15 protein-coding genes and 1 pseudogene are annotated in these 14024 nt (G+C 72.9%); 4 read left to right on the top strand and 12 right to left on the bottom strand.

Annotated features, from left to right (window positions below; genetic code table 11):
* Positions 1-217: 217 nt before the first annotated feature.
* The 6 genes and pseudogenes from PYS65_RS30545 to PYS65_RS30520 all read right to left on the bottom strand — a co-directional run bounded on the left by PYS65_RS30545 (position 218) and on the right by PYS65_RS30520 (position 4662).
* Positions 218-1315 (bottom strand): CU044_5270 family protein, encoded by a 1098-nt coding sequence (locus PYS65_RS30545; protein WP_279337161.1) that lies wholly within the window; start codon positions 1313-1315, stop codon positions 218-220.
* Positions 1312-1980 (bottom strand): RNA polymerase sigma factor, encoded by a 669-nt coding sequence (locus PYS65_RS30540; protein ID WP_279337160.1) that lies wholly within the window; start codon positions 1978-1980, stop codon positions 1312-1314. Before PYS65_RS30540 ends, PYS65_RS30545 begins: the two co-directional genes overlap by 4 nt.
* A 38-nt stretch (positions 1981-2018) precedes the next feature.
* Positions 2019-2378 (bottom strand): transposase, encoded by a 360-nt coding sequence (locus tag PYS65_RS35295; RefSeq protein WP_387037885.1) that lies wholly within the window; start codon positions 2376-2378, stop codon positions 2019-2021.
* Between the two features lie 58 nt (positions 2379-2436).
* Positions 2437-2931 (bottom strand): annotated as a pseudogene (locus PYS65_RS30530) (IS630 family transposase); the annotation flags it as partial.
* A gap of 232 nt (positions 2932-3163) precedes the next feature.
* Entirely contained in the window at positions 3164-4324 is a 1161-nt protein-coding gene (locus PYS65_RS30525) for an MFS transporter (RefSeq protein WP_387037900.1), read from the bottom strand.
* A 32-nt stretch (positions 4325-4356) separates the two neighbouring features.
* The gene (locus tag PYS65_RS30520) at positions 4357-4662 is read right to left on the bottom strand and encodes a Chromate resistance protein ChrB (RefSeq protein ID WP_279337158.1); all 306 of its coding nucleotides are present in this window, start codon (positions 4660-4662) and stop codon (positions 4357-4359) included.
* Between the two features lie 630 nt (positions 4663-5292).
* Between PYS65_RS30520 and PYS65_RS30515 the strand changes: the two genes are divergently transcribed.
* Positions 5293-5790: a Rieske (2Fe-2S) protein gene (locus PYS65_RS30515; protein WP_279337157.1), complete on the top strand. Its 498-nt coding sequence runs from the start codon at positions 5293-5295 to the stop codon at positions 5788-5790.
* A 30-nt stretch (positions 5791-5820) separates the two neighbouring features.
* On the top strand, positions 5821-6291 hold the full coding sequence (locus tag PYS65_RS30510) for a pyridoxamine 5'-phosphate oxidase family protein (protein WP_279337156.1): 471 nt from the start codon (positions 5821-5823) through the stop codon (positions 6289-6291).
* A gap of 34 nt (positions 6292-6325) precedes the next feature.
* Here the strand turns inward: PYS65_RS30510 and PYS65_RS30505 are convergent, their stop codons facing one another.
* On the bottom strand, positions 6326-7663 hold the full coding sequence (locus tag PYS65_RS30505; RefSeq protein WP_279337155.1) for an aminotransferase class I/II-fold pyridoxal phosphate-dependent enzyme: 1338 nt from the start codon (positions 7661-7663) through the stop codon (positions 6326-6328).
* Between the two features lie 35 nt (positions 7664-7698).
* On the opposite strand from PYS65_RS30505, the gene PYS65_RS30500 reads away from it, so the two are divergent.
* A complete protein-coding gene (locus tag PYS65_RS30500) occupies positions 7699-8385 on the top strand; it encodes a pyridoxamine 5'-phosphate oxidase family protein (protein WP_279337154.1) in 687 nt (228 codons plus the stop codon).
* 54 nt (positions 8386-8439) lie between these two features.
* Here the strand turns inward: PYS65_RS30500 and PYS65_RS30495 are convergent, their stop codons facing one another.
* The 4 genes from PYS65_RS30495 to PYS65_RS30480 form a co-directional block, all read right to left on the bottom strand.
* Entirely contained in the window at positions 8440-9393 is a 954-nt protein-coding gene (locus tag PYS65_RS30495) for a DMT family transporter (RefSeq protein ID WP_279337153.1), read from the bottom strand.
* A gap of 248 nt (positions 9394-9641) precedes the next feature.
* The gene (locus PYS65_RS30490; RefSeq protein ID WP_279337152.1) at positions 9642-10655 is read right to left on the bottom strand and encodes an EamA family transporter; all 1014 of its coding nucleotides are present in this window, start codon (positions 10653-10655) and stop codon (positions 9642-9644) included.
* 75 nt (positions 10656-10730) lie between these two features.
* Positions 10731-11270: a Clp protease N-terminal domain-containing protein gene (locus PYS65_RS30485; RefSeq protein ID WP_279337151.1), complete on the bottom strand. Its 540-nt coding sequence runs from the start codon at positions 11268-11270 to the stop codon at positions 10731-10733.
* 185 nt (positions 11271-11455) lie between these two features.
* Entirely contained in the window at positions 11456-12085 is a 630-nt protein-coding gene (locus tag PYS65_RS30480; protein WP_279337150.1) for a PadR family transcriptional regulator, read from the bottom strand.
* A gap of 175 nt (positions 12086-12260) precedes the next feature.
* On the opposite strand from PYS65_RS30480, the gene PYS65_RS30475 reads away from it, so the two are divergent.
* Complete coding sequence (locus PYS65_RS30475; protein ID WP_279337149.1) at positions 12261-13076, top strand: PhzF family phenazine biosynthesis protein; 816 nt, start codon at positions 12261-12263, stop codon at positions 13074-13076.
* Positions 13077-13144: 68 nt separating this feature from the next.
* Here PYS65_RS30475 and PYS65_RS30470 read toward each other — a convergent pair whose 3' ends face one another.
* Positions 13145-13945, bottom strand: a complete 801-nt coding sequence (locus tag PYS65_RS30470; RefSeq protein WP_279338127.1) for a CPBP family intramembrane glutamic endopeptidase — start codon at positions 13943-13945, stop codon at positions 13145-13147.
* Positions 13946-14024 lie beyond the last annotated feature (79 nt).

The raw sequence follows: 14024 nt of genomic DNA, 5'->3' as shown, positions 1-14024 counted from the left end.
GTGGCCCACCGGCCGGCCGGGACGCGGAGGCGGCCCGGGGTTCCTGGCCTGCACACTCCCGCTGCCGCGCCCCGTCTGAGGCGAATGGGAATGTACGGGGCGTCAGTCGAGCCTCTCCCGCGCACGGATCCTGGTGCTCGGCGTGCCTGGCGGGGACCGTGCAGAGAGCGACCGGTGCCGGGGCGCGTAGCCACACCCCGGCAGCTCCCTGTCGGGATCAGGTCGTCGTTGACGGCTTCTCGGTCGACGGCCTTTCGCGGAGGGCGTTGACGACCGCGCGCTCCAGGACCGCCGACCGGTTGATCAGGGTGCCCTTCTTGCCCATGGAGGTGTCCTTGATGAGGTAGCTCCGTTCGCCCAGGTACTCCAGGGTGGTCGAGTCGAAGATCCAGGCGGTGCGCCAACCGGCCCGGGTGTTGTCGCGGGCCACGCCGATCCCGTGCCGGCCGGCCGCGTCCACCGCGTCGGAGTCCTCGGTCACGCCGGGGATCTTCGCCGCGGCCTTGTAGAGGGCGGCCGCGGTCTTCGGCGGCATCACCGTCTCCCGCAGCAGCTCACCGATGGCGTCGAAGGCGTCCTGGTCCGGGTCCCGGTCCTCGGCCGGGGTGTCACGCGCGTCCTGGTCCGCGGTGATCTCGGTGGCGAGCCGCTGGAGCAGGGCGTCGGGGTCGGTGGGCAGGGAGGCCAGCCACGTGTACGTCGGCCGGCTGAGGCCCGCCGGGTAGCCGACGGCCGCCTCGCCGTCCGGGACCCCGACGGTGATCGGGATGTACGAGCCGCCCTGGTGGATCAGGCCTTCATCGATCACCGGCCCCGACTTCTGCGTGATCCAGACCTCACGCTCGCGGGGCTCGGTCAGCTTCACCGGGCCGTCGAACTTGCCCTCGTTCTCGGTCTGCAGTGTCCTGACGTACACGAACTGGTCGTCGGTGACCTTCTGTTCGCCCTTCTTCGCGGCGACCGAGGCGACCCGGTCGAGCAGCACGGCCGCGCCACGCGGGGCCGTGGCCCGAGAACCCGTGCCCGCGGCGGACGGTGCCGGAGCGCGGTCCTGGCCGGTCACGGTGAGCGTGGTGAGCAGTACCCCGCCCAGGGCCAGTCCGGCGGCGGGCAGCAGGACAGTGGGGCGCAGGAGGCGGGGCCGGGGGCGGGGGAGGGCGGTGGTGCGGTCGCCGTCCTGGTCGATCAGACGCATCAGGGTGTCCTTGTGGTGGAGATGACGGCCCGGAGGCAGGTCCCGTTCGGCCGGGGCCGGCAGCAGCCGGGCCAGTTCCTCGTGTTCGGCCCGCTCGGGGCCGGAGGTGCGGTCGTTCATCGGGCTTCCTCCTGGATGGGCAGGGCCACGAACGCGGCCCTGCTCTCTGCCTCTCCGCGGCGGGGGCGGGGTTCCCTTCCGGATCGGACCGCCTCTCCGGGTCGCGCTTCCCGCGCGGACCCGTCCGGTGTCCGGCGGAGCTGCTCGTCGGTGAGCCGTCGCAGCTGCTTACGGGCGCGGGACAGCCGCGACCGCACGGTGCCCACCGGGACACCGAGGGCTTCGGCGGCCTCGGCATAGTCCAGCCCGGACCAGACGCAGAGGGCCAGCACCTCGCGTTCCTGGCGGCGGAGTCCGCCCAGTGTCTGCCGGATCGCGGCGAGCCGCCGTGTGTCGTCGACGCGTCCGGCCGTGGCGTCCGCGATGTCCGCCACCGGTTCCGGGGCGGGGCGGCGGGCCAGGAAGGCCAGGCGCCGCCCGATACCGCGGTTGGCGTTGCGTGCCTTGTTCGTGGCGATCCCGAGCAACCACGGCCGCAGCGAGTCGCCCTCCGGCTCGACGGCGTGACGGGTGCGCCAGGCGGCCAGGAAGGTCTCGGACAGAACCTCCTCGGCCGTCGACCAATCGCCCGTCAGCCGGTAGGCGTGGTTGCAGACCGACCGCGCGTACTCCTCGTAGAGCGCGGCGAACGCCTCGCGGTCGCCCGCCCTGATCCGTGCGCGCATGCGCTCCCGATCTTCCTGTTCATCACATCTCACACCACCTACCTCTCCGGCCTGGCCGAGGAGTTCCCGTGACCCGCGCCACACCACGGGGCCGCTGATACCGGACGCGGATCCACAGACCACCGGTCAGACACAGCCCTCCCGCTGCTGTCCCCACGGCTGAGGCGGCCGGGGACCGGGAGCAGGCACTTGCGGCGGCGCGGCACCCGTTTCGCCGGGCCCAGACCCGGCCGTGGGGGCAGGAGCCCCGGCATCCGCACCTGCTGCGCACCTATCTGGAACTTCCAGGCGATCCCGTCGATCACCCCACGGTGGTCCCGCCGCCGGCCGTCTCGCCTCGCCGTCCGGCCCGGCAAAAGCGGCTCAATCCGCGCCCACTGGGCGTCGGTCAACGGCACGACCAGACCAACGGCCCGATGATGATGTAGACGAAACGGCCCAGTGTCCTGCGCCGGAGATCCGTCGGCAGAAGCGGGCGAGAGACTCGAGGATCTCCTCGACGGCCTTGGTCCAGATGAACGGCTTGGGATCCGTGTTCCAGTCCTTGGCCCAGGCGCGGATACCGGCTTCGAGGGCCTGGACGTCCTTGTGGGCACCACGGCGGATCATCTGGTCGGCCAGGAAGCCGAACCACCGCTCGACCTGGTTGATCCATGAGGAGCCGGTGGGGGTGAAGTGCATGTGAAAGCGTGGATGCCTGGCCGGCCACGCCCTGATCGCGGGCGTCTTGTGGGTGCCGTAGTTGTCACAGATCAGGTGGATCTGCAGACGCGCCGGCATCTCCCTGTCGATCCGGACCAAAAACTTCTTGAACTCCGTCGCCCGGTGCCGGCGGCGCAGGGAGCTGATGACCTCGCCGGTGGCGACGTCGAACGCGGCAGACAGCGTGGTCATCCCGTTGCGGACGTAGTCGTGGGTGCGCCGCTCGGGCATCCCCGGCGTCATCGGCAGCCCCGTCCCTCCGCTCCGCCCTCTTCCTGAGTCCAGTACCTGACAGCAGCGTTCATCGACATCGGTCGGGCCATCGCATCGAACGTGCCGTCTTTGGGCAGTGACACTGCACATCACCGCCGTCCACGACGCATTCACGCACTACCGGCTCCACCCGACCAGTCGGGTGCCACCCCGCTCCTCGCCCGGCGCCCGCCGCGTCGCAGCCCCCGGCCCCCGCCCCGGCGCCCCTTCAGCCGTCGGTCCCGGTCACGGGCCCGGCCGGCACCGAGCGGCGGTGGGCGAACGCCACCACCGCACCCGCCCCGATGAGAAGTCCGAGCGCGGCGAAGCCGTAGCTCAGCGTGGCAAGGGAAGCAACGGCGGCGACCAGCAACGGGCCACCTGCGTCACCGAGTTCGCGTCCGAGTTCTGCGGTGCCCATGGTCTGGCCCAGGCGCTCCTGAGGGGTCGACGAGGCCAGGGCGGCGAAGCCCAGCGGGGTGATCAGCCCCGTGCCGACGCCGATCAGGGCGGCCCCCAGCAGGACACCGGTGAGGCCGGGCAGCACGGCACAGGTCAGACCGGCCGCGGTGACGAAGAGTCCCACGGCGAGACCGCAACGGGTCGTGAGGCGTCCCTCGTCCAAGGCCCGCCCGGCGCGCGGCTGCACGACGGCGGCGCATGCGGCGAGCACCGACACCGCGGCTCCGGTGGCCACCGTACTCAGCCCGGCAGCGCGGCCGGAGACGGGCAGGAAGCCCACACCGACCGAGAGGGCGGCGGTCGCCGCGGCGAGCGCGGCGGTCGGGGCGAGGAAGGCCGGGTCGGCGAGCCGCCGGGCCAGGTCCAGCACCGTCTGCCGGACCTTCGGCAGCGGCGGCACGACGGGAACGGCGAGCGCGGCCCAGACGGCGACCACCACCCCGAGCACCGCGAGGACGGCGAACAGCAGCCGCAGACCGCCGCCCCAGACCAGGACACCACCGAGCAGCGGGCCGAGCGTGTAGCCGATGGCCTTGTAGAAGCCGTAGCTGCCGAAGGCACGGCCGTGCTTGGCCGCCGGGTTGAGCCGGGCCACCAGCGCGGACGCGGAGGGCGAGAAGGCGGAGGCCGCGGCGCCCTGGCCGAGCCGGGCCGCCCACAGCCAGCCGGGACTGTCCGCCACCACGTACAGCGCGGACGCCACCGCGAACGCGACAAGACCGCCCAGCAGCACCGGGCGGGCACCGATCCGGTCGGCGAGGGTGCCGAAGACCGGCTTGAGGAGCACTTCGGCGCCGTCGTACAGGGCGAGCAGCCCGCCCAGCACCAGCAGCGAAGTGACCGCGTCCGCGGAGAAGCCGCCGAGGTTCGCGGCGATGCCGTGCGCGCCGAAGGCCGTGGTGAACCCGGCCGCGTACAGCGGCCACATCTGCCGGGCCGGGGCCGCCGAAGTCGTCCCGCTCATCGGTCGACGGCCTCCGGCACCTCGTGGAGAGCCGCGAAGACGCGCTCCGCGTAGTCCTCGCAGGCCGCGGCGCACTCCTTGAGCCGCTTGCCCGCCTTTGCCGCCTCCGGCGCCCCGAACACGTCGCGGGCCGTCAGGTCACGATGCCAGCGCCGCAGCCGCTCCAGCGACTGCTCCTCCTCTTCCAGCTCGGCCAGGGTGAACTTGCCGATGCGGATCTCCTTCTCCAACTCCGCCTCGAACTTGCCGCAGTCGGCGAGGAACTCCTTCCATTCCTCGGACCGGGCAGCGGTGAACAGCACTTCTTGCCTTCCCTTGCATCGTGCCGCCGCTGGGCATGGCGGTCCGGGGCCGGACGGTCCCAGACCAGTGGGCCGTTCAGCCCCTACCGGGTGGGGGTACCCGGGCGCAGGTTGGAGAGCGGACCCAGAGGGGAGGGACAACCCGCGGGTGCCGTGGAAGTCGTCGTCCTTGCGGCCTCGGCCGTGCTGATCGGCGCGTTGGGCTGGTACTTCTTCGGCCCGCGCCGCGCCGGTGCCGCCCGGCTGGAAGGCGGGGTGCAGCAGGTGGCGGTGACCCCGGTCAGTGTTTCCTCTGTTTCCCCCCACCCGACCGGGTGGAACCGGGGCGTTTCGACCGGTGTGCCGGTCCCGCTGCCTTCCGGGCACCCCGTCGATGGTGGTACGCCCCTCGCTCGTGGTCTCCGGCATGGAGTGAGCATAGTAACCGAGCGTGACAGCCGGCGCGGGCGGCTCTCGTCTCCGTACGGCGGTACGGCGGTACATCCCGTCACGCCGACAGCGAAACGACGGCTGTGCCTTACGCCACTCCGACCGGGCGCGGGTCAAGCTCTCTGCACGGCCTGAACGACGTGGGCCCGTTGGCCGTACCTCCTGCCAGATCACGCAATCTCCCGGAAGGGACACACCCGCATGACCAGCGCATCTCATCAGCTCGCATCGGGACCTGCCCGTCGTACCGTCGTGGCGGCGGCCGGAGCGGCGGGCCTCGCCGCCGCGCTGACCGCCTGCGGAGGCTCCGACGACGCCGCCGGCTCGTCCGCGGGCCCCGGCGCGGCCAGCGGCCCGCAGGACAACAATGACGCGAGCAGCGGAGGTTCGGGAGGCGGCGACAACGCGGCCGGGGCCGAGCTCGCCGCGGTCGCCGACATCCCCGAGGGGGGCGGCAAGATCTTCGCCGACAGCAAGGTGGTGGTGACCCAGCCGACGGCGGGCGAGTTCAAGGCGTTCTCGGCGACCTGCACCCACCGGGGGTGTGCGGTGAAGAGCGTCGCCGACGGAGTCATCAACTGCCCTTGCCACAACAGTAATTTCTCGATCACCGACGGCAGTGTGCAGGGCGGCCCGGCGACCGCGCCGCTGCCGCCCGTGGAGATCACCGTCGACGGGGATTCGATCAGGCTCGCCTGAGCCTGGTTCCTGGGAGAAAAGAGGGACCGCATGACCGCCACGCAGCGCCGGGGCCGGAAGATCATGATGACGCCGGGCGAGCTGGACGACTTCCTCACCGTTCAGCGCACCTGCCGGGTCGCCACGGTGTCGGCCGACGGCGCGCCGCATGTGAGCACGCTCTGGTTCGCCTGGGACGGCATCTCGCTGTGGCTGTACTCCGTGGTGCGCTCCAAGCGCTGGACCGACCTGCGCCGGGACCCGCGGGTGGCGATCGTGGTGGACACCGGCGAGGAGTACGACGAACTGCGCGGTGCGGAGCTGTCCGGGCGGATGGAGTTCGTGGGCGAGATACCGCGCACCGGCGAACTCCGCGCCGAACTCGACGTCCCCGAGACCCTGTTCGCGCGCAAGAACTTCGGCCTGGACGAGATGCCGCACGACGGCCGGCACGCCTGGCTGCGGCTGACCCCGGAGAAGGTCGTCTCCTGGGACTTCCGCAAACTGGGCGCTCGCCCGTAGTGCCGGCCTGAGGGACTGTCCGTACCGGAGGGTCCTACACGTACGTCCTGGACTCCGGTGCGTCCGGTCCGATCGCCGCGGTGACCGCCTTGCTCAGGGGGCCGATCTCGTCCTTCGTGAGCGTCGACACGGTGATGCGGATGCCCGGCGGTGCGCTCGTCCGGAAGCGGGCGCCGGGGGCCACCGCCCAGCCCGCGTGCAGCAGCCGTGCGACGGCGCCGGTCTCGTCCGGCACCGGCACCCACACGTTCATACCGCTGCGCCCGTGCGCCGTGACGCCCTGCCGGGCCAACGCCCCGATCAGGGCGTCCCGGCGCCGCCCGTACTCCGCCGCCACCGCGCCCGGATCCACCGCTGAGTCGGTCCACAGCCGGAGCACCGCACGTTGGACGGTGCGGCTGACCCAGCCCGGCCCGAGCCGCTGCCGTCCGCGCACCCGGTCGAGGGTGACCGCGTCCCCGGTGAGCACGGCGAGCCGTAGGTCGGGGCCGTACGCCTTGCCCGCCGAACGCACGAAGGCCCAGCTCCGGGTGGGGCCGGCGAGGGGGTGCAGGGGCAGGTCGACGATGTGGTGCCCGTGATCGTCCTCGATCAGCAGTGTCTCCGGATGGTCCGCGAGCACCGCCCGCAGGGCACGCGCGCGCGTTGCGCTCAGTGCGGCCCCGGTCGGGTTCTGCGCCCGGTCCGTCACGATCAGCGCACGCGCCCCGCCCGTCAGCGCACGCCGTACGTCCTCGGGGAGCGGCCCCTCGTCGTCGACACCGACCGGGACGGTCCGCAGCCCGAGCGCCGGGACGAGGTCCAGCACGCTTCCCCATCCCGGGTCCTCCACGGCGACCGCGTCCCCCTGCTTGAGGTGGGCCGCGAGCACCCGCTCCACGGCGTCCAGGGCGCCGGAGGCGACGGCGACGGGGCCGTCGGGAACGCCGTCGGCGTCCAGCCCGGCGCGTGCGTGCCGCACCAGTCCGGGCTCCACGGGAGCGTGCCCGTAGAGCACCGGCTCCCGGTCCCCCTGCCCGGCCGCGGCCGCGAACGCCCCGGCCAGCGGGGGCAGCAGCGCGGGATCCGGGTTGCCGTCGGACACGTCCCGTACGCCCGGCGGGACCTCCACCCGGACGAAGTCGCGCGCCGTCGTGGCCGGTTTGGGCCGCACCCGGCTCCCCCGTCGGCCCGCCGTCTCGATCACCCCGCGCTCGCGCAGGGTCCGGTACGCGGACGCGACGGTATTGGCGTTCACCCCGAGCCGTTCCGCCAACTCCCTCATGGGGGGCAGAAGTTCGCCCGGTCTGAGATCCCCTTCACCCACCGCGCGCTCGATGCTCGCCGAAATTTCCGCTGCACGCCGCCCACTGATCCGATACTCTCCTAGCACAAAGCCAATTATGCACTAGTGCAATGGAGAGCGCCATGCAGGGGACCCGGCCGCCGCAGCAGCAGCCCGCCACCAGCTACCCGCCCACCGAGCGCACCGTCCCCACCCGCTCCCCCCATCGCGCCGCGTACGACAGGGAGCTGGTGCACGCGCTACTCGACGAGGGGTACGTCTGCCACCTCGGTTTCGTCCGCGACGGCGCACCGGTGGTGCTGCCCACGCTGTATGCCCGGGTCGGCGAGCGCCTCTACGTGCACGGTTCGACGGGCTCGCGTCCGTTGCGCGCGGCGGGCGGGGCCGAGTCCGGCCTCCCGGTCTGTCTGACCGTCACCCATGTGGACGGGCTGGTGCTGGCCCGCTCCGCCTTCCACCACTCGCTCAACTACCGCTCCGTGATGGTGCACGGCCTCGCGCACGACGTGACCGATCCCGAGGAGAAGCGGCAGTCGCTGGACGCCCTGGTCGATCAGGTCGTCCCCGGCCGCGCCGCCGATTCCCGCCCGGCCGACAAGAAGGAGCTGGCCGCCACCGCGGTGATCCGTCTCGACCTGACCGAGGTCTCCGCCAAGCTCCGCACCGGCGGCGTCAACGACGAACCGGAGGACCTCGCTCTCCCCCACTGGGCGGGCGTCGTCCCCCTGAGCCGCGGCTACGGCACCCCGCTCGCCGACCCCGCTCTGGCTCCCGGCACAAAGCTGCCGGAGTATCTGGCGGCCCTGTGACCCGGTCCCGCCCCGCCCCGCGGCCGCGCCGCACGGGGCCCTGGGTGTCCGCCGTCACGCGGGGACCGCCTCGCCCTCCGTCCTGCGGGCCCGCGCGAGCCGTGCCTCGCCCACCGCGAGCCCCGCGACCGCGCCCAGCATCAGCAGGGTGCCGAGCAGCGTGGCCGAGGTGAGCCGCTCCCCGAGCAGGGCGACCGCGAGCACCGCCGCGCTCACCGGCTCCAGCAGCATGATCACGGACACGGTGGCCGACCGTACGACGGCCGCGCCCGCGAAGTACAGGCCGTAGGCGAGAGCGGTCGGAACCGCTGCGACGTACACCACCAGGCACAGCAGCAGACCGGGGGCGTCCGTGTGCGGGACCAGCCCTTCGACCGCGGCGAACGGCAGCAGCAGCACACTCGTGACGGCGAACGCCCCGACCGTCGTGCCGGAGGCGTCCAGCCCGCCGTCCCGTCCCCACCAGCGGGTGAGCAGCGTCATCGCCGAGTAGCCCGCCGCGGCCAGTAGCGCGAGCAGTACGCCCCGCAGGTCCACGACCGCCTCCCCGCCGCCGAGGACGAGGACGGCCAGCCCGGCGAGCGCCCCGGCGACGGCGGCGCCTCCGCCCCGGCCGAGCCGCTCCGCCAGGAGCAGCCGTGCGCCGAGCGCCATCAGAACGGGTCCCGCGCCGAGGGTGACGACGGTGGCCACGGCGAGCCCGGTGGCGGCGACGGCGGCGAAGTAGGCCGTCTGGAACACGCCGAGCGCGACCCCGGTGGCCACGGCCCGCCACACCCTGCGGCCCAGGGGCTCAGGCACGGTCCGGGTGCGCGGGAGCAGCGCCCGGGCCCCGAGCAGCAGGACGAGTCCGGCCGCACAGCGCCAGAAGGAGAGGGCGACCGGGCCCATGTCACTGGCCCGGTAGACCAGCGACGCGGCAGCGCCGGCGGTGCCCCAGGCGACACCGGCGACGATCAGATAGAGCAGGCCTCGCCCGACGGGCAGGCCGGATACGGCGTTCGACACGTGTTCTCTCCGCAGGTGCGCACGGATACGCGCGGGCGTGCACCGCTCGCGGCGGTGCGCGCACTGCGCGAAGGGACGGTGGGAAGCCCCGGATCAGGCCCGGGTCGAGCCGGGCCGACGGGGTCCGCGGACTGCGTCTGCGGGCAGCACCGCAAGGCCCGGCGGCGCGCCGGGCGAAGGGAGCCGTGGACCCGCCTCAGGCGGTGGGAGGCGGAAGAACGAGTGCGCGCGCATGCATGATCAGCACCTTAGGCGGCAGTTCCGGGCGTGGACAACTCCCTTTCGGGCTCTCCGCTCGCCACCGGCTCCTCGGATTTCCTGGCCGGCGCGGAGGACTGGGCGATGAACGCGCCCGCCAGCACCACCGCACCGCCCACGAGCTGCGGTGCCGACAGGTGTTCGCCGAGGAGCACCCAGGCCAGCACGGTGGCGATGACCGCTTCGAGGCAGGCCACCACCCCCGCGACCTGCGGCGAGAGCCGCCGCACCGAGAGCACTCCGGTGCCGTACGCGACGACCGTGGCGACGAGGACGATCCAGGCCAGCAGCACGAAGGCCGCGACCGGGGTGCCGTCCATGCTCGCGTCGCCGCCGAGCACCGACCAGTCCATGGACCACGGACGGGCGACGAGGGTGAGTACGGCGGCGCCGACGAGCAGACCGTAGGCGATCACCCCGAGCGGGTCCGGCGCCCGGTCGCCCTGGTCGCTGCCCTGGTCGGACAGGACGAAGTACCCGACCTGACAGCAGGCGGCGCCGAGCGCGAGCGCCAGTCCGAGGGCGTCGAAACCGAGGCCCGACCACACCTCCACGACGCAGGCCAGTCCGCCCACCGCCAGAACCACACCGACCGCCGCCGCCCGGGTCACCGGCCGCCGCTGGACGAACCGCACCCAGCCGAGGACGAGCGCGGGCGCCAGATACTCGACGAGCAGGGCGACGCCGACGGGGATGCGGGAGATGGCCGCGAAGTAGCAGGCCTGGACACCGGCGACGGCGAACAGCCCGAACCCCGCGAGCAGCGCCGGATGGCTGCGCAGCAGCCCCCGGTGGCGTACCGCCAGCGGCAGCAGGACCAGGGCCGCGCCCGTCACCCGCAGCCAGACGACGTGCAGCGGGTCCAGTCCCGCCTCGATCAGCGGCTTGGCGGCGACACCGGATCCACCGAAGGCCACCGCGGACAACAGCGCGAGGCCGAGTCCCAGGCCTTTCCCACGGGTGCCCCGGGTGTTCCGGGTGCTGACAGAGGTGGACACCGGCACATGATGTCAGGCGTTGACAGGAGCGTCACCCCCATGGCTCCTGTCTCACAGGCTGGACAGTGGCTCCCTTTCGTTTCAGGGAGCCGGGTCGCCGGTCCACGTCTCGAGCCGGGCGAGCAGGGCGCGGGAGTCGATCCCGGCGCGCTCGAGCACCTCGACGGCACGGGCCTGCGGGTCCACGATGATCGCCGCGAGCAGGTCCGCACCCCCCGGCACCCCTCCCCGGTGTACCGCGCGTTCACGGGCGTACGTCATGCCGGCCGCGGCGAGCGGCGAGAAACCGGCGGCCTCCGCCACCACCGGGACCGCACCGGAGTCCTCGACGGCGCTCTGCCAGCGCAGGCCGTAGCCGATGCTGCGCTGGACCAGATAGCCGAGCAGCCGGGCGGTCCGCGGGCCCTCGCCGAAGACCGCGCGCACCTCGGCATCGGACTCCAGCAGCGAGTGCAGCAGATGGGCGGTGTCGATCTGCCGGTCCGCGTCCCTGAGCGCCCTGCGGCGGGCACCGGTGACCACAGCCGCCAGCTCCGCGCCGAGCCCGGCGTGGTGGTCCGCGTGGCGAGCGCCCTGCTTCTGGGCCTCGTGGGCCGACTGCCGGGGGATACGGGATGGCACGTCCTCCACCCCATCAGTCCCGCAGGTCCGGGTCATCCCCGGCGAGGAGCATCTTCCCGTCCCACGGGAAGTGGACACGCAGGGCCCGGCTCTCCTCCTCGAGGAGGAGAGCCGGGCTGCTTCTCCCAGGTTTCCTGGGGTTTCCCCGGGTTTCCCCGAGTTCCCTCAGGGCCGCGCGTCCGCCCTCAGTCGTCGTCGGCGAGGATCAGGTACAGCTTCTTGCGGGCTTCGTTGATGACGATGAGCGCCTTCTCCCGCTGCTCCTTGCTGCCGGTCTTCCAGACCTGCCCGAAGGCCTCCATCAGACCGAACCCGGCCTGCCGGATCTCGCCCAGCGCCTCCCAGTCGACCCCGCGCGAGGCCTCTTCCCACGGCGCCTCGGGGCCTTCGTCGGCCGCCGTGCGACCGGTGTCGGTGAGTGCGAACAGCTTCTTGCCGCCCTCGGACTCGCTGACGATCAGCCCTTCGTCCTCCAGCAGCTGCAGGTTGGGGTACACCGAGCCGGGACTGGGCTTCCACGCCCCGCCGCTGCGCTCGGCGATCTCCTGGATCATCTCGTAGCCGTGCATCGGGCGTTCCTTCAGCAGGGCGAGGATCGAGGCGCGCACGTCACCGCGCCGCGCCCTTCCCCTCGGCCCGCCACGCCCTCGGCCACCGCTCCAGGGGCCGTGTCCGAAACCCGGGCCGAAGCCGGGGCCGCCGTGACCACCGGACCCCGGGGGGCCGAAGGGCCCGAACGCGGCGCGCAGCCGCTCGAAGTCGCCCCGGCCGCCCCGCGGGCCGCCCTGGCCGCGCTCGCCACCATGGGTACGCATCGCAACCACTCTCCATTCCATCGTCGATCTGTCGCGATACTCCAACGATATATCGGTGACTGTCGTCGAACAACCCCTCGGCTGCCTGTTTCCGGGCGGAGGGACCCGTGCGGCCGGTCCGACGCGCCCGCATCGGCCTTGGCCTGCGGCTTTGCTCAGCCCGTACCGTCAGGGCATGCGCATTCGAATCGTCGACGCCTTCACCGACCGGCCCTTCTCCGGCAATCCCGCCGGAGTCCTGCTCCTGGACACGGAGGCGTTCCCGGACGACACCTGGCTCCAGAACGTCGCCCTGGAGGTCAACCACGCCGAAACCGCCTTCGCGCACCCGCTGCCCGCGGGCGGCACGGCCGACTGGGCGCTGCGCTGGTTCACCCCCGCCACCGAGGTCGCGATGTGCGGCCACGCGACCCTGGCCACCGCGCACGTCCTGCACACCACCGGCGCCCACGAGGGCCCCGTCCGGTTCGCCACCCTCAGTGGTGTCCTCGTCGCGACGCCGGCCGAGGACGGCTCCGTGACCCTCGACTTCCCCACGGCGCCGCTCACCCGGCTCGACGTCCCCGCGGGGATCGCCGACGCGCTGGGCACCGAACCGCTCACGGCCTTCGACACCGGCCCGAACGTCGGAGACCTGCTGGTCGAGGTCGCCGACGAGCGGACCGTCCACGCCCTGCGGCCCGATCTGAAGGCCCTCGGCGCCCACTCCGAGCGCGGCGTCATCGCCACCGCCCGCGCAGCGGATCCGTCCGGGGACTACGACTTCGTCTCCCGCTGCTTCTTCCCGAACGTCGGCATCGACGAGGACCCCGTCACCGGCAGCGCCCACACCGCACTGGCCCCCTACTGGTCCGAGCGTCTCGGACGCCCCGGCCTCACCGGCCTCCAGGCATCACCCCGCTCCGGCCGCGTCCGTACGGAGCTGTGCGGCGAGCGCACCCTGCTGGGCGGACGGGCGGTGACGGTCATCGAGGGCGAGCTCCTGGCCTGACCGGGCACCGGAACGGCGAAGGGGCGCACCGGCCGTGCCGGTGCGCCCCTTCGCGGTCTCCGGGTCGTTCAGGCCGTGGGCAGCCAGCCCACCTTGCCCGCGAGCAGCGCGTACCCCACGAACGCACCGATGTCGAGCAGCGTGTGCGCGACCACCAGGGGACCCACCCGGCCCCAGCGGCGGTAGAGGAACACGAACACCACACCCATGACCATGTTGCCGATGAAACCGCCGATGCCCTGGTAGAGGTGGTACGAACCGCGCAGCACCGCACTCGCCGCCGTCGCGGCGCCCGGTGTCCAGCCCAGCTGCTCGAGCCGGCGCAGCAGGTACGCGAGGACGATGACCTCCTCGAGGATCGAGTTCTGCAGTGCCGCGAGGATCAGCACGGGGAACTTCCACCACACCTCGGGCAGCGCCTCGGGCACCACGGTGAGGTTGAAGCCGAGCTCGCGCGCGGCCAGGTAGAAGGCGATGCCGCTGCTGCCGATGACCGCCGCGACCGCCGCCCCGCGGCCGAGGTCGGACCAGGGCCGGGTGCGGTCGAACCCGAGCACGCGCAGTCCCGCGCCTTCGCGCAGCAGGAAGTGCGCGACGAGCGCGACGGGAACGAGCGCGGTGGTGATCCCGAAGAGCTGCCAGGCCAGGTCGAGCCAGGGACGGCCCGGTGCCGCCGAGGCGTTGAGGGTGGCCGCCTGGTCCTTCAGGCCGCCCGGCCGGGTGACCGAGCCGATGAAGCTGATCAGCGCGGACACTCCGCTCGCCCCGAGCGACACCGCGAGCACGAGCAGCGTCTCGTTGCGGAGCATCGTCCGCGTGAGCCGCCGCTGAGGATACTCATCGGCCCGCGGGCCCGCCTCCGCCTGCACAGCTGCCTCCACATCACCGATCCGTCCGATCAGTATGCGGGCAGCCTCCGACGGCCCGACGGGCGGTCCGCGGTGGGCC

Source organism: Streptomyces cathayae (genome assembly GCF_029760955.1).
Classification (GTDB): Bacteria; Actinomycetota; Actinomycetes; order Streptomycetales; family Streptomycetaceae; genus Streptomyces; species Streptomyces cathayae.
Note: the sequence above shows the minus strand (reverse complement) of the source record. Positions and strands in the feature narration are given on the sequence as shown.